Raw genomic sequence first — 22,976 nt, forward strand, 5'->3', positions numbered from 1 at the left:
GCGCCACCGTGTCCACCGCCCCGCTCCCCGCTGCGCACTCTCGCGCCGGATCTGCCTCCGTCGGCACCCTGCTCGACCGCGACGCCGCACACCTGTGGCACCCCTACGGGGCCGCCGGCGCCCGACAGCTCTACACGGTGACCGGGGCCCGCGGCGTCCGCCTCGACCTGACCGGCCCCGACGGCGACCGCCACGTGGCGATCGACGCGATGGCCTCGTGGTGGTCCGTCGTCCACGGGCACGGCCACCCGGCGCTCGTCGACGCCCTCACCCGGCAGGCGCAGGCATTCCCGCACGTCATGTTCGGCGGGCTCACCCACGCACCCGCCGTCGAGCTGGCCGAGCGACTCCTCGCCCACACCCCCGATGCGCTCGAACACGTCTTTCTTGCGGACTCGGGGTCGGTGTCCGTCGAGGTGGCCCTCAAGCTCGCCCTGCAGTTCCAGGCGACCCTCGGGCGCACCGGCCGACGGCAGTTCCTGACGGTGCGCGGCGGCTACCACGGGGACACCGCCGCGCCGATGGGCGTGTGCGACCCGGTCGACGGCATGCACGCCGCGTTCACCTCGCTCGTCGCCCAGCATCTGTTCCTGCCGCGTCCGCCCGCCGCGCGGTGGGTTCTGGACGCCGATACGTCCGCTGGCCGGTGGGAGGCCGACGAGGCCGCGCTGACCGCGTGGGAGGAGCAGGCCCGGGCGTTCGCGGCCGAGCACGCCGACGAGGTCGCCGGAGTGATCCTCGAGCCCGTCCTGCAGGGCGCCGGCGGCATGTACGCCTACCACCCGCGCTGCCTGCGCCTGCTGCGGCAGCTGTGCGATGAGCACGGCTGGCTGCTGATCGCCGACGAGATCGCCACCGGATTCGGCCGCACCGGCCGCTGGCTGGCCTGCGACTGGGCCGAGGTCGTCCCCGACGTGCTGTGCCTCGGCAAGGCCCTGACCGGCGGCACCATGACCGGCGCCGCCATGCTGTGCACCGCCGAGGTCGCTCGGACCGTCTCCCGCACCGACCACGGCATGCCCGGCGCCCTGCTGCACGGGCCCACGTTCATGGGCAACCCGCTCATGTGCGCCGTCGCCTCCGCGTCCCTGGATCTGCTCACCGACCCCGCGACCGGCTGGCACACGCAGGTGCCGCGCATCGAGGCCGGGCTGCGCGCCGGGCTCACGGTGGCCGCCGAACTGCCGGCCGTGCGCGAGGTGCGCGTGCTCGGGGCCGTCGGCGTCGTCGAGCTGGACCGCCCCGTCGACGTCGAGCCGATCACCCGGGCCGCCGTCGCCCGCGGCGCATGGGTGCGCCCGTTCCGGAGCCTGGTCTACGTGATGCCGCCCTACGTCAGCACCGACGAGGACGTCGCGACGATCTGCGCCGCCGTGACCGGGGCGATCGCGGAGGTGTACGGATGACCGGCACCTGGGACGCCTGGCTCGACACCCGCGCCCGCGTCCGAGAGCGGCGGGGCCTGACGCGTACGGCAGGCCCCGCCCCCGGTGCGCCGCAGCCATCGGCTGCCCCGATCGACCTCGCCTCCAACGACTACCTCGGCCTCGCCCGGCACCCCCGCGTCCGGGAGGCGGCGGCGCGGGCCGCCGTCGACCACGGCGTGGGTGCCGGAGCCTCGCGCGTCGTGACCGGCACCCACCCCCTGCACGTGGAGCTCGAACGGGAGGTCGCCGCGCTGGCCGGGGCCTCCATCGCCCTGGTGTTCTCCTCCGGCTACACCGCGAACCTCGGCGTGCTCGGGGCCATCGGCGGGCCCCGCAGCGCCGTCGTGCTGGACGAGCACGCCCACGCCTCCCTGCGGGACGGTGCCGCGCTCTCCGGCGCCGAGGTCCACGAGGCGCCGCACGGCCACCTGCCCGCCCTCGGCGAGCAGCTCACCCGACTGCGCGCCGCGGACCCCGGCAGACGCCTGGCCGTCGTGGTGGAGTCCGTGTACTCCGTGCTCGGCGACGCCGCGGATCTGCGCGCGCTCGGTGACCTCTGCGCCGAGCACGACGCGCTGCTCGTGGTGGACGAGGCCCACAGCCTCGGCACCGTGCCTGAGGGCTCCTGCGCCGCGGCGGCCGGACTCTGGCGCGCCGAGCACCCCGGGGGCGGCACCACTGCGCCCGTGATCCTGACCGCCACCCTCTCCAAGGCGCTCGGCGCCCAGGGCGGAGTCGCGCTCTTCGGCGGAGATCCGACCCGTGCCGCCGCGTGGCGGAGCCATGTGCTCAACACCGCCCGTGCGTTCCTGTTCGACACCGCCCTGGCCCTGCCGACTGCTGCCGCCGCGGCGGAGGCCTGCCGGCTGGCCGCCACCGGGGAGCCGGCCGCCCGCCTGACCAGGCGTCGTGCCCTGGCCGAGCAGACCCTCCTGCGCCGCTCCGGCCTGGCCCCGCACGTGGAGATCGGGGCCGGGGCGGTGCACGCGGTGCGGATGCCCAGTCCCCAGGCCGCCGTCGCCGCCGCGGCGGCGCTCGCGGAGGACGGGGTGCACGTGGCCTGCTTTCGCCCGCCCTCGGTGCCCGATGGTGTCGCCCGGCTCCGGCTGAGCGTGCACGCGGACCACGGTGAGCAGCGTCTGCGCGGTGCCCTCGAGCAGATCGCCTCCCGCGCCGAGGCCGCCTGGGGTGCCGCCACCGGCCCCGGAGCGTGCCCGTTCGCCCATGGCGACCCGCGCCCGGCCGAGGTGCGCGGCGACCACCTCCTGGTGGACGCGCCCGAGCAGGTGCGCGCCGTGCTCGCCGACCCGGACGCGTTCTCCTCGGCCAATGCGCTCACCGTGGCCCGGCCGCTCTGCGGGCCGGCGCAGCGTGTGCTGGCCGCCGCTCGCTTCCGGCTTCCCCCGGTGCTGGCCTCCGCCGGCGGGGAGCAGCACCGGTACGTGCGGCGCGTCGTCACGCCCTTTTTCTCCCCCGCGAAGGTGCGGGCCCAGCGGGAGGCGATCCGCGATCTCGCCGGCACCGAGCTCGATCGTGCGCTCGCCGTCGCCTCGCCGGGGGAGCCGATCGACCTGGCCGCCACCGTGGCCGCCGCGGTCCCGGCGCGGATCATGTCCGCGCTGACCGGCGTGCCGAACCCGGACGAGGAACTGCTGCACCGGTGGAGCGCTGATTCGCTTGAGCTGTTCTGGGGGTGGCCCGACGACGATCGCCAGCTCAGGCTCGCCCGGTCCGCGGCCGATTTCCATCGGTGGCTGCGCACCCGCGTGGCCGAGTCCGCCGGCAGCGACGACCTGTTCGGGGCCCTGGCCGCCGCGGGGGTGGACGACGAGCGGATCGTCTCGCTCGGCTACTTCCTGGTGATCGCGGGCCAGGAGACCACCCGCATGCTGATCGCCACCGCCCTCGACGCCGCCCTGCGGGACCGTGCGACGTGGACCGCGCTCGCGGGCGATGACGAGGCAGCCGGACTCGCCGCCGGCGAGGCGCTGGTGGGCGAGACCCTGCGGGCCCGGTCCTCGGTGCCGACGTGGCGCCGCGTGGCCACCCGGGACACCGAGATGGGCGGGCACCCCGTGGCCGCGGGAGAGGAGCTCGTGCTGCGGCTCTCCGGTGCGGGGCATCCGGACCACCGGCTGGCGTTCGGCCACGGTCTGCACCGCTGCCTGGGCGCCGGGCTCGCGGAGCTGGAGACCGCCCTGGTGGTGCGGGAGGTTGCGCGGCGGCTGCCCGAAGCCGAGCTCACCGGGCCCGAGCCGCCGTGGCTGACCCTGCTGTCCTTCCAAGCGCCGCGGCACGTGCTCGTGCGGCCGAGGAGCCCGAGGGTGCGGCGGTGCGCCGAGGCGGAGACGAACACGGCGGCGAACGCGGAGAGGAGCAGTGCATGAGCGCGCGGATCCAGGTGATCACCGGCACGGACACGGACGTCGGCAAGACGTGGGCCACGGCCGCGTCCGCCGCCCAGGCGCTGGCGGCGGGGGAGCGGGTGCACGTGGACAAGCCCGCGCAGACGGGGGTGCAGCCCGGTGAGGACGGGGACGTCGACGTCGTGCGTGGACTCGTGGCGGACGCGGTGCGGGCCGGCCGGCTGGCGGGGGAGGTCTGCGAGAGGCTGACCGTCTCCGAGGGGGCGCGGCTCGGGCCGGCCATGGCCCCCGTGGACGCGGTCGCGCAGAGCGCCGAGGCGGGAGAGCGGGCCCCGGCCCTGCCGGCCCTGCGCGAGCAGCTCGACCGGTGGGTGGGCTTGGCCTCGGACACGGACCTGCTGCTGATCGAGGGGGCCGGCGGCATCACGGTGGACTGGACGTCCCAGGGCGAGGGGCCCGTGGACGCGGTGCTCGCCCTGCGGCGGGCGGGGTACGCGGCGGAGCTGGTCGTCGTCGCCCGTCCCGGGCTGGGCACCCAGAACCACACGCGCCTGACGGTCGAGCACGCGGCGGGGCGCGGCGTCGTCCCCGGGCGGATCGTGGTGAGTGGTGTGGCGGAGGAGCCGGATGCCGTTGAGCGGGCGAATCTGAGGTTCCTGGCGCGGCTGGCCGAGGCGCACGGGGCGCGGTTCGAGACGGTGCCGTGGGGTGGGACGGCGATGCGGCGCGGGTGAGCGGTCGGTCGAGTTGCCGCTGCGGTCAGGCGGGTGGGCGGTATACGGCGTTGCTGTCATACAGGCGGGCGGTATGACGTCCGATTAGGGCCCCATTCCGCCCTCTGGCATGACCGCAGTGCATTGGACCGCCCTCTGGCGGGGCCGATCACGCCGCGATCACAGCGACACCAGCAGCAGCGTCCCCGCGAACACCGCGCCGCTGACGAGCAGCACGACTGTCGTGTAGCCGAGGATCTCGCGCATCTTCAGACCGGCGATGGCCAAAAGGGGAATCGCCCAGAACGGTTGGATCATGTTCGTCCACTGATCACCGTAGGACATCGCCATGATCGTGACGGCTGGGTCGACGCCCAGCTCCGCGCCGGCCGACAGCATGATCGGTCCCTGCACCGCGAACTGGCCTCCGCCCGAGGGGACGAAGAAGATCACGATGCCGGCGGAGAGGAAGGCCAGCACGCCGAACGTGGTGGGGGTGGCGACGCTCGCCAGAGCATCGGAGAAGACCTCGATCAGGCCGGAGGTGGTCATCATGCCCAGGATGCCGGCGTACAGAGGGAACTGGAGCAGGATCTCCCCGACGTTCGAGGCAGCGTGGGAGGTGAGCTGGATGAGTTCGTGGGCGTTGCGTACGAGCACCAGGATGAGTGCGAGGAACGACCAGTTGACGATGTCGAGGGTGAGGGTGCCTCCACGAGCGAAGTGCAACGCAAGATATGCGATGAGTGTGACGCCCACGAGAAGTGTCGGTACCCGGCTCGCGTCGAGTCGGTCGGCCGGAGTTTCGCGTGGTGGGTCGGTCAGGAACGAGTCCTCGCGCGCGTCGATGGTGAGCTCGATAATGCGGTCCTGGCCCCGCGGGGCGACGAGGAACAGGGCGACCGCGATCGAGACGACGGTGACGACGGTGGCCGTCAGGTTCCACCAAGAGAAGGTCGTCGCCGTGATGGGAAGAGTCCGACCGCCGAGGGGCTCGGCCAGGAATGAGCCCGGCGTGGCCGCGGTCAATGGGCCGGAACCTGAGTACCCCATGTGCCACACGACGAAACCGGCGAACCCGCAGGCTACGAGCAGCGGAAAGTGCAGGCAGACGCCTCGGTGACGGGCCTGCGCCGCCACCTCTCGTGCTAGCAGGCCTCCGACCACGAGGCCGAGGCCCCAAGTGACGAGTGAAGCGAGTGCCGCGATGACGAAAACGAACACATAGGCCTGGCCTGCTGAGCGCGGAATTTGGCCGAGGCGCGCGAGTAGAGCTCGCATCGGTCTTGTGTTCGCCAGGATGTGCCCGAGCATCAGCACGAGCGCCATCTGCGTCATGAACTCCAACAGGCCGGACAGTCCGTTGCCCCACCCGAGCAGGACGTCGCCCGGAGCGGTCGGAGTCAACGCGAGGGTGAGCCCGGCGACGATGAACGTCAGGACGATGGAGAACAGCAGCGATGACGGGATGAACCGCTCCATCACGGTGTTCACGGGGCGCATTGCGCGAGAGAACACTGTGCCCGCAGGGTGCGGTTGCTGCTGGCGGGGCGCCGAATGCGCCTCGGCGGACTGCGTCGTGGTGGGCATGCAGGCTCCTCGCGTCGTCCAGTGTGGGCTGAGTGCGGGTGATGCGGGCACTCTAAGCCATAAAGTGTTTCAGATCACACGTACGCCCGAGTCGGGGGGCGGTCATGCCCGGGCAGACTTTGTCTGTGCCGTCATGCAGGCGGGCGCTCAGCGGCGCTGTGGTGACATCAATGGGCGGCATGACGCCAGAAACAGGCTCCATACCGCCCTCTGGCGTGACCGGTCTTGTCCCGACCCCCAGCGCTCCATCGCGCACCTCCGCTGGTAGAATCCGGGCGTATCTGCCCACGAGCCAGAGGTGAAGTGAACAATGCCAGCGATCGCGATCGTCGGGGCCCAGTGGGGCGATGAGGGCAAGGGCAAGGCCACGGACCTGCTGGGCGGGCGCGTGGACTACGTCGTCAAGCCCAACGGCGGCAACAACGCCGGGCACACCGTGGTCGTGAACGGCGAGAAGTTCGAGCTGAAGCTCCTTCCCGCCGGCATCCTCTCCCCGAACGCGACGCCCGTCATCGGCAACGGCGTGGTTGTGAACCTGGAGGCGCTGTTCGAGGAGATCGACGGGCTTGAGGCGCGCGGCCACTCGTGCGCGCACTTGAAGATCTCGGCCAACGCTCACCTCGTGGCGCCGTACCACCAGACGATGGACAAGGTGACTGAGCGGTTCCTCGGCAAGCGGGCGATCGGCACGACCGGCCGCGGCATCGGCCCCACCTACATGGACAAGGTCGCCCGCCTGGGCATCCGTGTGCAGGACATCTTCGACGAGTCGATCCTGCGCCAGAAGATCGAGGGCGCCCTGCGGCAGAAGAACGAGCTGCTGGTCAAGCTCTACAACCGTCGCGCCGTCACCGTCGACGAGATCGCCGAGTACTTCCTGGGCTACGCCGAGCGCCTGCGCCCGATGGTCGTCGACACCACGAACCTGCTGAACGACGCTCTCGACGAGGACAAGGTCGTGCTGCTCGAGGGCGGCCAGGCCACCTACCTGGACGTCGACCACGGCACCTACCCGTTCGTCACCTCATCGAACCCGACGGCCGGCGGCGCCTCGGTCGGTGCGGGCATCGGCCCCACCCGGTTCTCGCGGACAATCGGCATCGTCAAGGCCTACACCACGCGCGTGGGCGCCGGCCCGTTCCCGACCGAGCTGTTCGACGACATGGGCGAGCAGCTGCGCACCACCGGCGGCGAGTTCGGCGTGAACACGGGCCGGCCGCGCCGCACCGGCTGGTACGACGCCGTCATGGCGCACTACGCCGCGCGGATCAATGGGTTCACGGACTACTTCCTTACGAAGCTGGACGTGCTCACCGGCATCGAGAAGATCCCCGTGTGCGTGGCCTATGAGGTCGACGGGGTGTGGCACGACCGCATGCCCATGACGCAGACAGAGTTCCACCATGCCAAGCCCGTGTTCGAGCACTTTGACGGCTGGACCGAGGACATTTCGGGCGCCCGGACCCTCGAGGACCTGCCGGAGAACGCGCGCGAGTACGTGCTTGCGCTCGAGCGGCTCTCGGGCTGCCGCATCTCGGCGATCGGCGTGGGCCCGGGCCGCGACCAGGTGGTCCAGGTGCGGGACCTCATTGAGGAAGGCTGAGGCTCCGGGCGAGCGCCGGGCCACCGTCTGCCTCTCCCGTTGCGTGGTCACTTTCGGCCGCTATTCGCCCGGGTTAACGGCAGAAAGTGACCACGCAGCGGGAGGGAGGGGGCGGGGGAGAGATTGCTGAACCAGCCCGGCGGAGACCGCGGCCCCCCGCCTCACGCGCTGAGCTCGAGCTCCTCGAGCGCCTTGAACGAGCTCTGGTGGAACACCATCCCCCTGGCGCCGGGCGTCGACGACGTGTCCAGCACCTCGAGCAGCACCACGTCGTGGTCTCCGGCCGGCGTCACCGCGTGCACGCGGGTCCGCAGCCACAGGGGAGACCCGGCCAGGTGCAGAGCCCCGTCGGCGTCGGCCGACCAGTCGACCCCGTCGAATCGGCTAGCCCGGTCCTTCGATGCGAGCTGACGGCAGAGGCTGAACTGGTCGCGGCCGAGCACGCTCACCCCGAGCGTCCGCGCGCCCCGCAGCAGCGGCCACGTCTGCGAGGTGTGCTGTACCGCGAAGCTCACGAGCGGCGGCTCGAGGGACACCCCGACGGTGAACGTCGAGGCGACGAGCACCTGCGGCGCCCCGTCGACGAGCGCGCCGATCGCGACGACCGACTGCGGCACGTGAGAGTAGGCCTCGCGCAGCTGGGCGGGGGCAAGGGTCATGGGTGAATCACTCCTCCATCGCTCCTGGCGGAAGCACCGATTCCGTCCGCAGAATTCCCGCGCGGAGTGGTTGCTGCGGCGTCATCGAGCCAGGTCTCTCGGCCGCTCTGGATGGTTGTCGGCACCGACCCTACAACGACGGATCGGCCGTCGCGCCAGTCGGCGAGGGTATTCTTTCGGCATGTGACACGGGCGCGGCTGCCGGCCGTCGGCCCGGGCGTCAGCGGTCGAGCTGCTGACGGCGCGAGCTGATCACGCCCGTCACGAACCCCGCCAGGTGCAGGCCGCCGTGGAAGCGGGCGTGCTCGATCTTCACACACCGGTCCATGACGAACTGCAGCCCGAGCTCGCGGGCTCGCCGCGCGGCGGCGTCGCTGCGGATGCCCAGCTGCAGCCACACCGTCCGCGCGCCGACGCGGTGCGCGTCCTCGACGATGTCCGGCGCGTCCGAGGCCTTCCGGAACACCTCTACGAGGTCCGGGGGCGTGGGCAGGTCGTCCAGGCTCGCGTGCACGGGCCGACCGAGGATCGTCTTGCCGGCCTCGGCGAGCACCGGATTGACGAAGTGGACGTCGAACGTGGTGGAGCTCAGCAGGTAGGTGGCGACGAAGTAGGACGCGCGCTCGGGTTTGTCCGAGGCGCCGACGAGCGCGATGCTGCGGGTGTCGCGTAGGACCGCCAGGCGCTGGGCGGCCGTCGGCTCGGAACCAGCCGGCTCGGTGTGTGCGGCGGGAGCGGGGGCGGAGGCGGCGTCGGCGGGCGCGTGGGCCTGCGCAGTGCCGACGGGGCCGTCCGTCACGGGCTGGTGCGGGTCGATGCTGCAGGTGCTCATGCTCGTTCCTGTCCGGTCGCGGCGGTCAGGGCCTGGTCCAGGTCCCACAGGATGTCCTCGACGTCCTCGATCCCCACCGAGATGCGCACCAGGTCCGCGGGGACGCCGCCCGCGGCGAGCTGCTCGGCGGTGAGCTGCTGGTGCGTCGTCGAGGCGGGGTGCAGCACGAGCGTCTTCGCGTCGCCGATGTTGGCCAGATGGCTGGCCAACCGCAGATTCGCGATGAACCGAGCCGCAGCCTCGCGGCCGCCGCCGTCGTCACTCTCGCCCGGGGTGACGCCGAAGCTGAACACCGAGCCGACGCCGTTCGGCAGCAGCTCCTGCGCGCGGGCGTGGTGCGGGTGGTCGGGCAGGCCGGCGTAGCGGACCCAGGCCACGCGCGGGTCCTCGGCCAGCCACTGCGCCACGGTCTGCGCGTTGGCCAGGTGGGCGTCCATGCGCTGGGCGAGGGTCTCGACGCCGATCATCAGCTGGAACGCCGACTGCGGGGCCAGGGACGGGCCGACGTCGCGCAGCTGCTCCGAGCGCAGCTTGGTGAGGAAGCCGTACTCGCCGAAGTTCCCCCACCAGGAGACGCCCCCGTAGGAGGGGACCGGCTCAGTCATGGACGGGAACTTCCCGTTGTCCCACGGGAACCGGCCGGACTCCACGACGACGCCGCCGAGCGTGGTGCCGTGCCCGCCGAGGAACTTGGTGGCCGAGTGGATCACGATGTCCGCGCCGTGCTCGATCGGGCGGATCAGGTACGGGGGCGTGAGCGTGGCGTCGACCACGAGGGGCACCCCGTGGCGGTGGGCCGCGTCGGCCAGGCCAGGCAGGTCCACGACGTCCCCGGAGGGGTTCGCGACGATCTCGGTGTAGACGGCCTTGGTCTCGGGGCGGATCGCGGCCTCGAAGTCGGCGGCCTCGGCGGAGTCCACGAAGGTGGTCTCCACGCCGAAGCGGCGGAGGGAGACGTCCAGCTGGGTGATAGTGCCGCCGTAGAGCTTGGCGGAGGCGACGATGTGGTCGCCGGCTCCGGCGAGCGCCGCGAAGGTGATGAACTCGGCGGCCATGCCCGAGGCGGTCGCGACGGCGCCGATGCCGCCCTCCAGTGTGGCGATGCGCTCCTCGAACGCGGCCACCGTGGGGTTGCCGATGCGGCTGTAGATGTTCCCGTACTTCTGCAGGGCGAAGAGGTTCGCGGCGTCGTCGGCGGACTCGAACACGAAGGAGCTGGTCTGGTGGATCGGGACGGCGCGGGAGCCGTGCACGGCATCCGGCACGGCGCCGGCGTGCAGCGCCTTCGTGCGGAATCCGAACTCGTGGTCAGCCACGGGGGTCCTTTCGGGTGGTCGGGGCAGGGGGCAGGTGAGGGGCGTCTGGGACGAATGCGGCGGGGGTGCCGGCGTGGGCGGGTCGCGCCCAGTTTGGGATGCACGCCGGCAGTCGGTCGAAGACCGGGCGGGGTGCAGGTCACGGGGTGTCATGGGGGAGCCGCCGCCACGACCGCCGTGTTCCGGGTCGGCTTAAACACCCTTCCTCCCGCGCCCTCGTTTCCCCCTCCCTCCAGGTCGACTTAGAACAGCCATCGAAAGGTTTAGGCGTCCCATATCAACCCGGAGTTGTGTGTGCGACAGGGGTGCGTCACATATCAACCCGGAGTCGTGTGTGGAGGGGCGGGACGGGAGGCTCCTGCACCGATGTCCGTCCGCGCGCCCTGTCCCCAGACGTTCCGTGCCCGCGCCGGGGCGCGGGCTCTCCGTCTCGAGACTTCACGCACCGTGGGCTCATGCCACGACCACGTCCACTCCCAGACCATCTGCTCGGATCCGCTTTCACCACCGCCGAGCTCACGGCTACCGGGCTGCCGGCAGGCCGCGTCCGTGCGGCGGACCTGGAGCGCGTGTGCCGCGGCGTGCACGTGCCCGTCGGGTGTCACCCGCAGGAGGAGCGGAGCGTCGTCGCCGCGGTCGCGCGCCTGGTCGGCGGGGCCATCTCGCACGTGACCGCGGCCCGGCTGTGGGGCATGCCGTTGCCGTTGCGACTCGAGCAGGACCCCCGCTTGCACCTCAGCGTCGACCGGGCCCGGCGCTCTCACACGTCGGCCCTTCCCGGAGTCATGGTTCACCGGCGGCCTGTGCCGGACGCGGATGTCGTCACCGTCGGTGGGTACCTCGTCACCACGGTCGAACGCACATGGCGTGATGTCGCTGCTCTGCTCCGCCCGCATGAGCTGGAACACTTGGTGGCTGCCGCGGACTGGGCGGTCCAGCCGAGGTGGACGCCATCGGGCCGACGGCCCGCCCTCACGTCGGTCGCGCTCCTGCGCCGTGGGGTGGAACGGTCGCGGCGCTTCGTCGGCCGGGCTATGTGCCGGCAGGCGTTGGGCCTGGCGCGCGTCGGCGCGGACTCGCCGCCTGAGACGTTCGTGCGTCTTGCGCTCGTCGACGCGGGCCTGCCGGAGCCCGATCTTCAGGTGTCGCTCGACCCGGCCGACCCGTGGGCTCCGCGGGTGGACCTCGCCTACCCGCAGTGGCGTCTGGCGATCCAATACGACGGGGCGGCGCACCGAGACGCTGATCAGCAGGCGAGGGACGCCCGTCGGGATGGATACGGGCAAGAGCGCGGGTGGATGACGCTGCGGGTCACATCGGCGGACCGGGCCGACGGGTATGCGCGAGTGATCCGAGCGGTGCGTCGACGGGCGGACGAGTTCATCGTCGCGTGAGTGAGGGTCAGGGGTGCGTCGTGAACTCGCGTCCCGCGCATACTTCCGGGTTGAGTTAGAACGCCCGGGCCGGGCGTCAGGCGTCGTAAGTCAACCCGGAGCGGATGAGTGAGGGGGCGGATGAGGCCTCGGACGGTGCCGGTGCGCTCAGCGGCGCGCAGCCATCACCTCGGCGATCTGCCCGACGCACGGCTCGTTCTGCAGGCTCGTCGTGTCGCCGAGGGGCTCGTCCGTGAACAGCTGGGTCAGCAGGCGCCGCATGATCTTGCCCGAACGGGTCTTGGGCACGTCGGGGACGAAGACCACTTCGGCGGGCTTGGCGACCGGCCCGATCACCCGCCCCACATGCCGCCGCAGCTGCTCCGCGCGCTCGGCGGCGGCCGCGTCGTCGTCGGCCAGCCACCGTTCGTTCGCCACCACGAACGCGATCGCGGCATGTCCCGTCCGCGGGTCCGGCACCGGGCATACCCCCGCCTCGATCACCTCCGGGTGCGCCACGAGGGCGGACTCGATCTCGATGGTGCTTAGCCGGTGCCCGGAGACGTTGATGACGTCGTCGATCCGCCCGAGGATCCACACGTCCCCGTCCTCGTCCCGCTTGGCTCCGTCCCCGGCGAGGAACCATCCCTGGGCGGCGTAGTCCTTCCAGTACGAGTGGAAGAACCGGGTCGGGTCGCCCCACACCGTCCGCGCTGCCGCCGGCGACGTGCGGGTGACCACGATCCGCCCCTGCACGCCCGTGCCGACCGCGTCGCCCTCCTCGTCCACGACGGCGACGTCCACGCCGGGCAGCGGACGAGAAGCGCAGCCGGGCTTGAAGGCCTTATCCGTTGGCCGCGGGGACAGCACGGTCGCGCCGGTCTCCGACTGCCACCACGTGTCCACCATCGGCAGGTCCGGGGTGTCCCGGCCGATCTGGGTGCGCGCCCACGTCCACGCCTGCGGGTTCACCGCTTCGCCCACGGTCCCGATCAGACGGATCGAAGACAGGTCCGGGCCGCCGTGTTCACGGGCGGGGATCCCGTCGGGGTGCCAGCCCATCAGGGAACGGATCAGCGTCGGCGCCGTGTAGTAGCTGGTCACCCCGTACCGTTCGATCACCTCGAAGTGCCGCCCGGGGTGCGGGGCGTTGGGCACGCCCTCGTAGATCACTTGGGTGACGCCGTTGGAGAGCGGCCCGTAGATCTCGTAGGTGTGCGCGGTGACCCATGCCAGGTCCGCGGTGCACCAGTGCACGTCCTTCTCCCGCTGGGCCACGTCGGGATGCGAGAACAGGTAGTCATGCGTCCACGAGGCGGCGGCCAGGTACCCGCCCGTGGTGTGCACGAGCCCCTTCGGGCGCCCGGTCGTCCCTGAGGTGTACATGATGAACAGCGGGTGCTCGGCGTCGAACGCCTGCGCGTCGTGGGTGTCCGGCTGGCGGTCCACGAGGTCGTGCCACCACACGTCTCGGCCGTCGACCCACGGGATGTCCCGGTTCCCCGTGCGCTCGACGACTAGCACGTGCTCGATCGCGTTCTTACCCGCGACGGCCTCGTCCGCGTTCGCCTTGACCGGCACCGCCGTGCCCCGGCGGTGCTGGCCGTCGGTCGTGACCAGCAGCTTCGCGCCCGTGTCCTCCACACGGAACCGCAGCGCGTCCGCGGAGAACCCGCCGAACACGAGCGAGTGCATCGCGCCGATCCGCGCGCAGGCCAGGGTGATCACGATGGTCTCCACGAGCACCGGCAGGTACACGACGACGCGGTCGCCCGGGCCGATGCCGAGCTGCTCGAGCGCGTTGGCGGCCCGGCACACCTCGGCCTGCAGCTGGGCGTAGGTCACGGCCCGGCGGTCCCCGGGCTCGCCCTCGAAGTAGAGAGCCACCTTCTCGCCGCGGCCGGCGGTCACGTGCCGGTCCACGCAGTTCACGGCGGCATTGAGCCGACCGTCGGCGTACCAGCGCATCCGTGGACCGTGTTCGGCGGCGGGGTCGAGGGGCTGCAGGTCGTGCACCCGGGTGAATTTGCGCTCCCACGTGAGGCGGCGCCCCACGGCCTCCCAGAACGCGAGCCGGTCGGCTTCGGAGACCGGGCCACGGTCGGGATCGGCGGCGTCGACGATCCGCTGCGGCAGCGGGCCGGGCGGGTCGGACGGGTCGGGCAGGACGGCGGAGGGGGCAGAGGCGGTCATCGCGGGAGTGCCTTTCCGACGGGGGCGGTTCCGCTGCGAGGCTAAGGAGGGGGCCGCGATCGACGCGCCTGGCCTGTCACAGTTGGTCGTGCAGGCACGGCCGGGGGTGTGGGTGCCGACGGCCGACCTCGCTGCCTCGTGCCAGAGCGTGGAAAGGGTGTGCCAGAGTAGGGGAATGACTGACTACGCCGCCCTCGCCCACCGCTTCGCCGATGCCTTCGCGGCCGCGGGCCGGGGCGAACGAGCGCGTGAGGCGGGACGGCACCTGCCGTTCGCGGTCCAGAAGGAGCTGGCCGAGGCCGGATTGGGGCTGGTGAGCGTGCCGGCCTCCGTGGGCGGCGACGGTGCCGGGCATGAGACCGTGCTGCGCTTGCTCATGGACCTCGCCGCGCATGACGTGAACACCGCTCATCTGTGGCGCTCACACCTGGTGTTCGTCGCGGCCGTGGACGACCAGCCCGCCACGACTCGATCCCGTTGGCTGACACGTCTGGCCGCCGGGGACTGGGGCGGCTCCGCGCTCGCCGAACGTTCCGGGGCGGCGCCGGGCCGGGCGGCGACCACAGCCACCCGGGATGAGGCCGGCACGTGGGTCGTCGACGGTGAGAAGTACTACGCGACCGGCACGGCGTTCGCGCAGTGGACGATCGTGACGGTGGGCATCGAGGGTGCTGACCTGGTGTCACGCCGGAATTCGAAGCGTGCCGGCGGCGTCGTCCGGGAGCCGGAGAAGGCGGTCGCTGTGGTGCGCGTGCGGCAGCCGCGTGTGCGGATTAAGGACGACTGGGACGGCTTCGGCCAGCGCATGACCGCGACGGGCAGCGTGCTGCTCGACGGAGCCGCCGTCGAAGAGCTGTTCGAGCAGCCGCGCCCGCACGGGCCGGTGCCCGTGTTCGAGGAGGCCTCGCTGCTGGCCCTGCAGGTGGGTGTGGCCCGGGCGGCGCTCGCGGAGGGCATCGAGTTGCTGCGTCGGCGCCGTCGCACGTTCAACACCGGCACCGCGGACCGGCCGCAGGACGACCCGCAGCTGCTCGAGATCGTCGGGCGGATGGCCGGTCAGGTGTCGGCGGCGGAGGAGATGGTGCGTGTGGTCGGCCGGGCCATGGACGCGGCCGCGGCGCAGGAGGAGGACGGGGCCGAGGCGCCGACGGCATGGGACGAGGCGATGGTCGCCGCCTACCGGGCGCAAGCCGTCGTGCCGGACTTCGTGCTGGCCGTCTGCACCCACATCTTCGACACGCTCGGGGCGTCGGCGACGTCCACCGCCCTGCAACTGGACCGACACTGGCGCAACGCCCGCACCATCGCCACGCACGACCCGGCGAGCTTCAAGGTGCGGATCGCCGGTGACCATCTGCTCAACGGAACCGCTCCGATCGCCTACACGTCGGCGGGCGACGTGCCGGAGGCCGGCTGAGGCTCGGCGGGTGGTGCTGCTCTCACGCCCAGCGGTGCAGCGCCCCGCGCTCCAGCAGGCCCAGTGCCCAGTCGGCGAGCTTACCCAGCACGGCCAACAGGATGATCGCCAGGATCAGGCGGTCCGTGCGGCCGTTGTTCTGGGAGTCTGTGAGCAGGAAGCCCAGGCCCATCGAGGAGGCGATCAGCTCGGCGGCCACGAGGAAGAGCCAGGCCTGCGCCAGAGCCAGGCGCAGGCCGGAGAAGACGGCGGGGACGACAGCGGGCAGCTGCACCGTCCGCAGCAGGTCGAGCCCGTGGTAGCCGAAGGCGCGGCCCGCCTCGACGAGCTGCGGGTCCACATGACGCAGGGCTGCGTAGACGGTGGTGAAGACCGGGAAGAAAGCGCCGATCGCGATGAGCGTGACCTTGGAGTCCTCACCGATCTGCATCCACAGGGTCAGCAACGGCACCCAGGCCAGCGAGGGGACGGCACGCAGTGCGCCGATCAGCGGGGTCAGGAGCGCATCGGCCCAGCGGGAGAGGCCGAGAACGGACCCCACGCCCAGTCCGAGTATGGCGCCGACGGCGAAGCCCAGGACGACCCGCTGGGTCGAGATGCCGATGTGATGCCACAGATCACCGCGTTCGAGGAGGTTGCGCCCCGCGCTGAGCACCGCCCCGGGGGAGGGCAGCTGCACGGGGGTGAGCAGGCCCGCGGCCGTCACCGCCCCCCACAGCAGCAGCAGTGCGACGGGAACCAGGAGGCCGATCGCGGTGCGAGCTCCGGGCCGGCCCAGCAGGCTGCGCGCAGGACCGCCGTGCGCAGCCGGGGCGCGGCGGGGTTCGGCGCTCGCGTCGGACGTGGTCGGCGTGGCGGTGCTCATCGGGTGGCCTCCTCGGCGAAGCGTGGGTCGAACAGGGTGTCCAGGGCGGCGTCGACCTGGTGCTGGTAGTCGACGTCACCGGTGTCCACGAGGATCGGGCCGGTGCGGGCCAGCACGTCTCGCAGGTCGTCGCCGGGGACGGGACTGACGTCGGCGTTGGTGCGTTCGCGGATCACCGTGCGGGCAACCTCGATGTCGATCCCGGCGTCCTCGGCGAGGATCTGAGCCGTCTCCTCGGGGTGGTCGAGCACCCAGGCCCGTGCCCTTTCATAGGCGTCCAGCACGGTCTGTGCCGTCTCCGGCTCCTGCTCGAGGAAGTCCTCGTCAGCCTGGACGACGGAGAAGGTGTTCAGCTCGAGGTCCCGGTGGAGGAAGGCCGCGCCGTCGTGCTGGGCCCCGGCCATGATCGGGTCGAGGCCGGCCCATGCGGCGACGGACCCGTTCTCCAGGGCATTGCGTCCGTCGGCGTGCTGCAGATTCTGGATCTCGACATCGGAGGGACTCAACCCCGCCTGTTCGATGGCCTGCACCGCGAAGAAGTAGGGGTCGGTGCCCCGGGTGGCGGCGAGGGAGCGACCGCGGAGCTGGGACACCTCGGTGATCCCGGAGTCCGGCTTGGCCATCAGTGCCGCCCATTCGGGGCGGTTGGCGATGGCGACCACCTTGGTGGGGGCGCCGTTCGCGCGGTTCAGCAGAGCGGCCACGCCCGCGGTGGAGCCGACGTCGACGGCGCCGGCACGGAGCAGCTCATTGGCCTTGTTCGATCCGGCGGAGAACACCCAGCGCACGTCGACGCCGTCGTCCTTCAGCTCCTGCTCGAGCCAGCCCTGACGGCGAAGCACGAGAGACAGCGGATTGTAGGTGGCGTAGTCGATGCTCAACGTGTCGGCGTCGTTGCCGCCTCCGCCGGACCCCTCGCCCTGCAGCAGGCAGCCGCTGAGCGTGAGCGGGAGGGCCGCGGCGAGCAGCGCGGCGGTGAACCGGCGGCGGGTCGGCTGCGGGGAAGGGGTGCGCACGGGTGATCTCCTGTTCGTCACGTCCGGGGACTTCAGGCGGCGTGGGTCTCGACGCCGAGGCCGGCGAGCAGCTCTCGGCGCAGCTCGCCCAGCCTGACGTCTGACCGGTCCCGGGGACGCGCACCCGGGACGTCGATGATGCGGCCGACGGTGGCACCGGGGGTAGGGGCGGACCCGTCGGCGTGCGTCGGGGGACGAGCGAGCAGCAGGACGCGGCCCGCGAGCTGGAGCGCCTCATCCACGTCATGCGTCACCAGGAGGACCGTCGTGCCCGTGGCCGCGTGCACGTCCAGCAGCAGGTCCTGCATCTTGAGCCGGGTGAGCGCGTCCAGGGCGCCGAACGGCTCGTCGAGGAGAAGCACGCCGGGCCGCCGGGCGAGCGCGCGGGCGAGAGAGGCGCGCTGGGCCATGCCGCCTGACACCTGCCGGGGCCGGTGCCCAGCGAACGGTGCCAGGCCCACGAGCTCCAGGAGGTCGGAGACCCGCTGGCGGCCCTCGCCCGTGCCGAGTCCGTGAGGCAGGCCCATCTCGACATTGCGGCGGATCGTGCGCCACGGCAGCAGGCGCGGCTCCTGGAATCCGACGGCCGTGCGCTCGTCGTACGGGCGGACCGGCTCTCCGCCGATCAGCAGCTCGCCGCCGAATCCCATGTCCAGTCCGGCGACCGCCCGCAGCAGAGTGGACTTGCCGCAGCCGGAGGCGCCCACGATCGCGAGCACTTCCCCGGGGGTGACCGTCAACTGCACATCGCGCAGGACGGTGCGGGGGCCGTCGGCGGAGTCGAAGGCGCGGCCCACGCCGCGGAACTGCACTCCCAGGCTGTCTGGGGCGTCGGAGGGACGTGTGGTGTGAACGGACATGGGGTGGTGTGCTCCCTCCTGGGGGTCGGCGGTGGTCCGAGTGAATCAGCGCGTCGCCTCGCCTCCCAGCCGCTGCCCGGGGCCACGCAATGGGCCGTCATCCTGGGCCTGCCGGTGCGGAACGGGAGGCCCGCCGGCCCCCGGCCCCGTGGAATGTGACGGCTGCCGCGTACTCGGTTTCTGCTGGCTCGGGGGCACAGGCTCCACTGAGGGGACCCGTCCGGACCCGACCCCACGGAGGCCACCCATGGCTGAGCAGACCGCCTACCCGAACCGCACGTCCTCGACCTCGCCGTCCGCCGCCCGACCGTCCCGTTCCGGCCGCGAGATCCTCCTCAACGCGTTCGACATGAACTGCGTGGCCCACCAGTCGCCGGGCCTGTGGCGCCACCCCGAGGACCGTGCCCGGGACTACAACACCCTCGGCTACTGGACGCACCTGGCGCAGGTGCTGGAGAAGGGCCTGTTCGACGGCCTGTTCATCGCCGACGTGCTCGGTCCGTACTCGGTGTACGGCGGGGGCTCGGAGGCCGCCCTGCGCGCGGGCGCGCAGACCCCGGTGAACGACCCGCTCCTGCTGGTCTCCGCGATGGCCGCCGTTACGGAGCACCTGGGCTTCGGTGTCACCGCGGGCACCGCCTACGAGCACCCCTATCCGTTCGCCCGACGGCTGGCCACGCTGGACCACCTCACCCGGGGGCGGGTCGGATGGAACGTGGTGACCGGCTACCTGCCTTCGGCAGCCCAGAACATGGGCCACGACGACCAGATGGAGCACGACGAGCGCTACGACCACGCCGATGAGTACCTGGACGTGGTCTACAAGCTGCTCGAGGGGTCCTGGGAGGACGACGCCGTCGTGGACGACAAGGACTCCAGGGTGTTCGCGGACCCGGCCAAGGTGCATGACATCGGCCACGAGGGCCGCTGGTTCACGGTGCCCGGCCACGCCGTCACCGAGCCGTCCCCGCAGCGCACCCCCGTGATCTACCAGGCTGGCGCCTCCACCCGTGGCCGCGCCTTCGCCGGGAAGCACGCGGAGGCCGTGTTCATCAACTCGCCCACCAAGGAGCTGGCCAAGCAGACCACCGCCACGATCCGTCAGGCGGCGGTCGACGCCGGTCGCGACCGGCACGACGTCAAGGTGTTCGCGATGCAGACCGTCGTCACCGGCCCGGACGACGCCGCCGCCCGCGCGAAGTACGAGGACCTCGCCCGCTACGTGGACCCCGAAGGCGCGCTCGTGCTGATGTCCGGGTGGATGGGTGTGGACCTCTCGCGGTTCGAGTTGGACGAGCCGATCGGGGACCTGGAGTCCAACGCGATCCAGTCCACGGTGGAGACCTTCAAGAAGGCGTCCGGGTCGGACGAGGAGTGGACGGTGCGGCGCCTGGCCGAGTGGGTCGGCATCGGCGGGTTCGGCCCCGTGATCGTCGGCGGGGGCGAGTCTGCGGCCCGGCAGCTGGCCGAGTGGGCGGACGAGACGGACGTGGACGGCTTCAATCTGGCCTACCACGTCACGCCCGGCACCTTCGAGGACGTCGTGGAGCACGTGGTGCCCGAGCTGCAGCGGATGGGCCGGTACAAGACGGCCCACGTCGACGGCACGCTGCGCCACAAGCTCTTCGGTCGGGGCGATCACCTGCCCGCCGAGCACCACGGAGCGTCGTTCCGGCGCTGAGGCCCTGGTGCGCTGGGGTCGGGGATCCGAACCGCTGATACGGCCCGCCCGGCCCTCCCGGTCCGTCACACCTCGCATCGCGCCGGTGACGACCCTCACTGTCGACTAGGCTCCCCGCCATGGATGCCCTGGCGAACCCCGTGCTGATCTCCGTGCTCGTGCTGTGCCTGCTCGCGCTGGCCAACGTGCACGTGATCCTCGCGCTGCTCGTCGCCGCGCTCACCGCCGGCCTGCTGGCCGGCCTCACCCCGCTCGAGACCGTGGACCTGCTGCTCAGCGGTCTCGGTGACCAGGGGGAGACCGCGCTGGCCTACATCCTGCTGGGCATCCTCGCCGTCATGGTGTCCCGTTCGGGCGTGACCGAGAAGTTCGTCGACGTGCTGCTGCCCTGGATCTCCGGCCGGCGCGGAGCGACCGTCTTCCTGCTCGGCGGCCTGGCCTGCCTGTCTCAGAACGTGGTGCCCGTGCACATCGCGTTCATCCCGCTGCTCGTGCCGCCGCTGCTGACCGCGTTCAACCGGCTCCGGCTGGATCGCCGCGCCGTCGCCGCCGCCCTCACCTTCGGTCTCAAGGCCCCGTACCTGCTGGTGCCGTTGGGCTTCGGCCTGGTCTTCCAGGGGATCGTCGCGCAGGCGATGAAGGACAACGGGATGGAACTGGACTCTCGTCTCATGCCGGCGGCCATGGCGATCCCCGTCGCCTGCATGTTCGTCGGCCTGCTGATCGCGGTGTTCGTCACCTACCGGCGTCCCCGTGACTACGCCGAGGTCTCCACCGTCTTCACGGAGCGCTCGGCCGGTGCGGACGCGCCCTGGAACTGGCGGCACACCGTGGTCGTGGCGGCCCTCGCCGTGTCCCTCGTGCTGCAGATCCTGACGGAGTCGATGATCATCGCGGCCCTCGGCGGCGTGCTGCTGATGTTCCTGCTGCGGGTCGAGGCTTGGCGCGACGGCGAGAGGATCGTCCCCGAGGGTGTGTCCATGATGGGCACGATCGCCTTCGTGATGCTCCTGGCCGCCGGTTACGCGAAGGTCCTCACCGAAACGCACTCCGTCGACGCGCTCGTGGCGCACATGGGCAACTGGGTGGGTGGCAGCCAGTTCGCCGCCGCCGTCGTCATGATGGCCGTGGGGCTCGTGGTGACCCTGGGGATCGGCACCTCGTTCGGCACGGTGCCCGTGATCGCCGCGATCTTCGTCCCGTTGGCCGCCTCCCTCGGGTTCAGCCCGCTGGCGACCGCCGCGATGATCGGCACCGCCGGCGCCCTCGGGGACGCCGGTTCGCCGGCCTCGGACTCGACGCTCGGCCCGACATCGGGGCTCAACGCCGACGGGCAGCACCATCACATCTGGGACACCTGCGTCCCGACCTTCCTGCACTACAACATCCCGCTGTTCATCGGCGGTGTGACGGCCGGCCTGCTGCTCTGACGCATCGGCCCGAACGTGATTCCCCCGGAACGCGCAGGGGGCACTAAAATCACACACAGACCTTTCGGGCGCGTGCGCGCCCACGCAGCGTGCCCCGAGCAGGGCGGATGGGAGACACACCTCATGAACACCAGCACCGGTACGTCCGTGGCCACCCGCGAGGACGCCACCCGCGCCGAGGCCAGCCGTGCAGACCGCGGCGACGCCGGGCGCCCGGCCCGTCCCGTCGCCCAGCCCGAGGTGCCCGTGAGCGGCCCGGTCACTTCCTGGGGACTGACCAACCGCATCATCGTCGTCGCCGCAGTGCTCCTGTTCGCCGGGGAGGTCGCCACGGCCGCGATGATCCCCGCGGACGGCTCCGTCGTGATGGGCGAGGGCGGCCGCGGCTTCGTCCCGGTCATGCTGGGCATGCTGTTCGCCCTGATCGGCGGCGCCCTGGCCGGCATGTTCGGCTCGTTCGTGATGAACCTGCTCGGCGGCCCCGGCCGCTCGGCCGTCCGCTACATCGTCGGCGGCCTGGTCGGCGGGATCATCGCCGTGGTGGCCCTCATCTTCGTCTTCTCGAACACCGTGCTGGCCTCGCTGCCGCTGTTGCTCGTCGGTCTGCCGCTGGCCGGGCTGATCGGCGGAGTGTGGGCCGGCGTGAGCGCCGCTCGTCGCTGAGCAGCGCGACGCCGTGCGCCGGCGGACCTGTCGGGTCGGCCGGGACGGCGCATCGTGCATGACAAAGGGCCCCGGTCCGGCTGATCGCCGTTCCGGGGCCCTTCGCTGTCATCACTCGCACCTTCGATGAGGTGCCTTCAGCATACGAACCCCGCATGGAGGAACAAGGGGAGTGAGCTGAAAGGTTCCTGGGAGCTGAAGCGGGCCGAATGCGGCCGAGGCGGGCCCGCGTCGTCGGGCGCCGCGGCTCGTCGTGGGCGGAGACGCCGGGCACTCACTCGCCGCTGAGGGCATGACCGAGCTCCGCGGTCGCCTCGACGAGCGCTTCGCCGCAGCGGGCCTCGAGCTCCTTCGTGCACCGGTAGGTCGGCACGAGCGTGCTCAGCGCGCCCACCACGGTGCCGTTGACGCGCACCGGGGCGGAGAGCGCGGTCACGTCGGGCTCGACGGTCTTCGGCCGACGCGCGAACTCCTGCGGCGCCACCTCGCCGCGCAGGGCCATCCCCGCCGCCGTGCCCTCGAGCGGCACCGTTCGGCCGACCCAGTTGGTGTGGCGCACCGAGTGCGTGCCCTCGACGATCGCCAGGTAGACGGCGTTGTCAGAGGTGCCGGGCACCGAGAGGTACACGGACTCGCCGGTCCGGGCGACGACGCGTTCCATGGCGTCCCGTGAGAGCGTCACGAGCGACTCCCGCGAGAACGCCCGGGCGCCCAGCTGGATCAGCCGTGCGCCCGGTCGGTAGCGCCCCTCCTCGTCCCGCGTGAGCAGTCCCGCGCTCTCGAGGCTGCGCAGCAGGCGCAGCGCGGTCGAAGCGGGCAGATCGGTCGCGCGGGCCGCCTCCGTCAGGCTGATCGGGGACTGTTCCGTCACGGTGGCCAGCAGGTCCATCGCACGGTCGACGGTGCGGGTCGAGGTGGTCGCCATGAGCCCCGAGGGTACTGCGTCGGTGTGGTCTGAGCTCGTTGCCCCGG

The 22,976-nt window shown here is 71.9% G+C and carries 18 protein-coding genes and 1 riboswitch; of the genes, 9 read left to right on the forward strand and 9 right to left on the reverse strand.

Annotation, left to right across the window (positions count from 1 at the left end):
* The first annotated feature begins 8 nt into the window (after nt 1-8).
* From bioA to bioD, 3 genes are read left to right on the forward strand one after another with little or no spacing between them, the layout of a single operon-like run.
* Nucleotides 9-1,406: an adenosylmethionine--8-amino-7-oxononanoate transaminase gene (bioA, locus tag HDA30_RS09635; RefSeq protein WP_343059346.1), complete on the forward strand. Its 1,398-nt coding sequence runs from the start codon at nt 9-11 to the stop codon at nt 1,404-1,406.
* Complete coding sequence (locus tag HDA30_RS10580; protein WP_246418740.1) at nt 1,403-3,814, forward strand: aminotransferase class I/II-fold pyridoxal phosphate-dependent enzyme; 2,412 nt, start codon at nt 1,403-1,405, stop codon at nt 3,812-3,814. Before bioA ends, HDA30_RS10580 begins: the two co-directional genes overlap by 4 nt.
* Entirely contained in the window at nt 3,811-4,527 is a 717-nt protein-coding gene (gene bioD / locus HDA30_RS09645; RefSeq protein ID WP_184242022.1) for an ATP-dependent dethiobiotin synthetase BioD, read from the forward strand. The genes HDA30_RS10580 and bioD overlap by 4 nt, the downstream gene beginning before the upstream one ends.
* A 159-nt stretch (nt 4,528-4,686) precedes the next feature.
* On the opposite strand, the gene HDA30_RS09650 is transcribed toward bioD, so the two are convergent.
* Nucleotides 4,687-6,096 (reverse strand): short-chain fatty acid transporter, encoded by a 1,410-nt coding sequence (locus tag HDA30_RS09650; RefSeq protein ID WP_425488395.1) that lies wholly within the window; start codon nt 6,094-6,096, stop codon nt 4,687-4,689.
* 310 nt (nt 6,097-6,406) lie between these two features.
* Between HDA30_RS09650 and HDA30_RS09655 the strand changes: the two genes are divergently transcribed.
* A complete protein-coding gene (locus HDA30_RS09655; protein ID WP_184242024.1) occupies nt 6,407-7,699 on the forward strand; it encodes an adenylosuccinate synthase in 1,293 nt (430 codons plus the stop codon).
* 161 nt (nt 7,700-7,860) lie between these two features.
* Here HDA30_RS09655 and HDA30_RS09660 read toward each other — a convergent pair whose 3' ends face one another.
* The 3 genes from HDA30_RS09660 to HDA30_RS09670 form a co-directional block, all read right to left on the reverse strand.
* The gene (locus tag HDA30_RS09660; protein WP_184242026.1) at nt 7,861-8,358 is read right to left on the reverse strand and encodes a flavin reductase family protein; all 498 of its coding nucleotides are present in this window, start codon (nt 8,356-8,358) and stop codon (nt 7,861-7,863) included.
* Nucleotides 8,359-8,370: 12 nt separating this feature from the next.
* A riboswitch (SAM riboswitch) is annotated at nt 8,371-8,476 on the reverse strand.
* A 102-nt stretch (nt 8,477-8,578) separates the two neighbouring features.
* Entirely contained in the window at nt 8,579-9,190 is a 612-nt protein-coding gene (locus tag HDA30_RS09665; RefSeq protein WP_184242028.1) for a CoA-binding protein, read from the reverse strand.
* Nucleotides 9,187-10,506: an aminotransferase class V-fold PLP-dependent enzyme gene (locus tag HDA30_RS09670; protein WP_184242030.1), complete on the reverse strand. Its 1,320-nt coding sequence runs from the start codon at nt 10,504-10,506 to the stop codon at nt 9,187-9,189. Before HDA30_RS09670 ends, HDA30_RS09665 begins: the two co-directional genes overlap by 4 nt.
* Before the next feature lie 455 nt (nt 10,507-10,961).
* Between HDA30_RS09670 and HDA30_RS09675 the strand changes: the two genes are divergently transcribed.
* On the forward strand, nt 10,962-11,900 hold the full coding sequence (locus HDA30_RS09675; RefSeq protein ID WP_184242032.1) for a hypothetical protein: 939 nt from the start codon (nt 10,962-10,964) through the stop codon (nt 11,898-11,900).
* A gap of 147 nt (nt 11,901-12,047) precedes the next feature.
* Here the strand turns inward: HDA30_RS09675 and acs are convergent, their stop codons facing one another.
* Entirely contained in the window at nt 12,048-14,072 is a 2,025-nt protein-coding gene (gene acs / locus HDA30_RS09680; RefSeq protein WP_184242034.1) for an acetate--CoA ligase, read from the reverse strand.
* Nucleotides 14,073-14,247: 175 nt separating this feature from the next.
* On the opposite strand from acs, the gene HDA30_RS09685 reads away from it, so the two are divergent.
* Nucleotides 14,248-15,489 (forward strand): acyl-CoA dehydrogenase family protein, encoded by a 1,242-nt coding sequence (locus HDA30_RS09685; protein ID WP_158497020.1) that lies wholly within the window; start codon nt 14,248-14,250, stop codon nt 15,487-15,489.
* A gap of 22 nt (nt 15,490-15,511) precedes the next feature.
* Here the strand turns inward: HDA30_RS09685 and HDA30_RS09690 are convergent, their stop codons facing one another.
* From HDA30_RS09690 to HDA30_RS09700, 3 genes are read right to left on the reverse strand one after another with little or no spacing between them, the layout of a single operon-like run.
* A complete protein-coding gene (locus tag HDA30_RS09690; RefSeq protein ID WP_158497021.1) occupies nt 15,512-16,354 on the reverse strand; it encodes an ABC transporter permease in 843 nt (280 codons plus the stop codon).
* On the reverse strand, nt 16,351-17,370 hold the full coding sequence (locus HDA30_RS09695) for an aliphatic sulfonate ABC transporter substrate-binding protein (protein ID WP_158497022.1): 1,020 nt from the start codon (nt 17,368-17,370) through the stop codon (nt 16,351-16,353). Before HDA30_RS09695 ends, HDA30_RS09690 begins: the two co-directional genes overlap by 4 nt.
* 32 nt (nt 17,371-17,402) lie before the next feature.
* Nucleotides 17,403-18,230, reverse strand: coding sequence for an ABC transporter ATP-binding protein (locus tag HDA30_RS09700; protein ID WP_184242036.1), 828 nt, complete (start codon nt 18,228-18,230; stop codon nt 17,403-17,405).
* Between the two features lie 247 nt (nt 18,231-18,477).
* On the opposite strand from HDA30_RS09700, the gene HDA30_RS09705 reads away from it, so the two are divergent.
* From HDA30_RS09705 to HDA30_RS09715, 3 genes are all read left to right on the forward strand, one after another.
* The gene (locus HDA30_RS09705; protein ID WP_184242038.1) at nt 18,478-19,911 is read left to right on the forward strand and encodes an LLM class flavin-dependent oxidoreductase; all 1,434 of its coding nucleotides are present in this window, start codon (nt 18,478-18,480) and stop codon (nt 19,909-19,911) included.
* A gap of 119 nt (nt 19,912-20,030) precedes the next feature.
* Entirely contained in the window at nt 20,031-21,341 is a 1,311-nt protein-coding gene (locus HDA30_RS09710) for a Na+/H+ antiporter family protein (protein ID WP_158497025.1), read from the forward strand.
* Nucleotides 21,342-21,464: 123 nt separating this feature from the next.
* Complete coding sequence (locus HDA30_RS09715; protein WP_184242040.1) at nt 21,465-22,004, forward strand: hypothetical protein; 540 nt, start codon at nt 21,465-21,467, stop codon at nt 22,002-22,004.
* Nucleotides 22,005-22,278: 274 nt separating this feature from the next.
* Here HDA30_RS09715 and HDA30_RS09720 read toward each other — a convergent pair whose 3' ends face one another.
* On the reverse strand, nt 22,279-22,929 hold the full coding sequence (locus HDA30_RS09720) for an IclR family transcriptional regulator (protein WP_184242042.1): 651 nt from the start codon (nt 22,927-22,929) through the stop codon (nt 22,279-22,281).
* Nucleotides 22,930-22,976: the final 47 nt, after the last annotated feature.

Source organism: Micrococcus cohnii, assembly GCF_014205175.1.
In the GTDB taxonomy this organism is placed as follows: Bacteria; Actinomycetota; Actinomycetes; order Actinomycetales; family Micrococcaceae; genus Micrococcus; species Micrococcus cohnii.

Excerpts from the sequence above, each read along its gene's own strand:
- HDA30_RS09710 (WP_158497025.1), top strand. The coding sequence starts at position 20,031 with ATGGATGCCCTGGCGAACCCCGTGCTGATCTCCGTGCTCGTGCTGTGC.
- HDA30_RS09690 (WP_158497021.1), bottom strand. The coding sequence starts at position 16,354 with ATGAGCACCGCCACGCCGACCACGTCCGACGCGAGCGCCGAACCCCGC.
- bioD (WP_184242022.1), top strand. The coding sequence starts at position 3,811 with ATGAGCGCGCGGATCCAGGTGATCACCGGCACGGACACGGACGTCGGC.
- HDA30_RS09715 (WP_184242040.1), top strand. The coding sequence starts at position 21,465 with ATGAACACCAGCACCGGTACGTCCGTGGCCACCCGCGAGGACGCCACC.
- HDA30_RS09650 (WP_425488395.1), bottom strand. The coding sequence starts at position 6,096 with ATGCCCACCACGACGCAGTCCGCCGAGGCGCATTCGGCGCCCCGCCAG.
- HDA30_RS09660 (WP_184242026.1), bottom strand. The coding sequence starts at position 8,358 with ATGACCCTTGCCCCCGCCCAGCTGCGCGAGGCCTACTCTCACGTGCCG.
- HDA30_RS09705 (WP_184242038.1), top strand. The coding sequence starts at position 18,478 with ATGGCTGAGCAGACCGCCTACCCGAACCGCACGTCCTCGACCTCGCCG.
- HDA30_RS09655 (WP_184242024.1), top strand. The coding sequence starts at position 6,407 with ATGCCAGCGATCGCGATCGTCGGGGCCCAGTGGGGCGATGAGGGCAAG.
- HDA30_RS10580 (WP_246418740.1), top strand. The coding sequence starts at position 1,403 with ATGACCGGCACCTGGGACGCCTGGCTCGACACCCGCGCCCGCGTCCGA.
- HDA30_RS09685 (WP_158497020.1), top strand. The coding sequence starts at position 14,248 with ATGACTGACTACGCCGCCCTCGCCCACCGCTTCGCCGATGCCTTCGCG.
- HDA30_RS09720 (WP_184242042.1), bottom strand. The coding sequence starts at position 22,929 with ATGGCGACCACCTCGACCCGCACCGTCGACCGTGCGATGGACCTGCTG.
- HDA30_RS09700 (WP_184242036.1), bottom strand. The coding sequence starts at position 18,230 with ATGTCCGTTCACACCACACGTCCCTCCGACGCCCCAGACAGCCTGGGA.
- acs (WP_184242034.1), bottom strand. The coding sequence starts at position 14,072 with ATGACCGCCTCTGCCCCCTCCGCCGTCCTGCCCGACCCGTCCGACCCG.
- HDA30_RS09665 (WP_184242028.1), bottom strand. The coding sequence starts at position 9,190 with ATGAGCACCTGCAGCATCGACCCGCACCAGCCCGTGACGGACGGCCCC.
- HDA30_RS09675 (WP_184242032.1), top strand. The coding sequence starts at position 10,962 with ATGCCACGACCACGTCCACTCCCAGACCATCTGCTCGGATCCGCTTTC.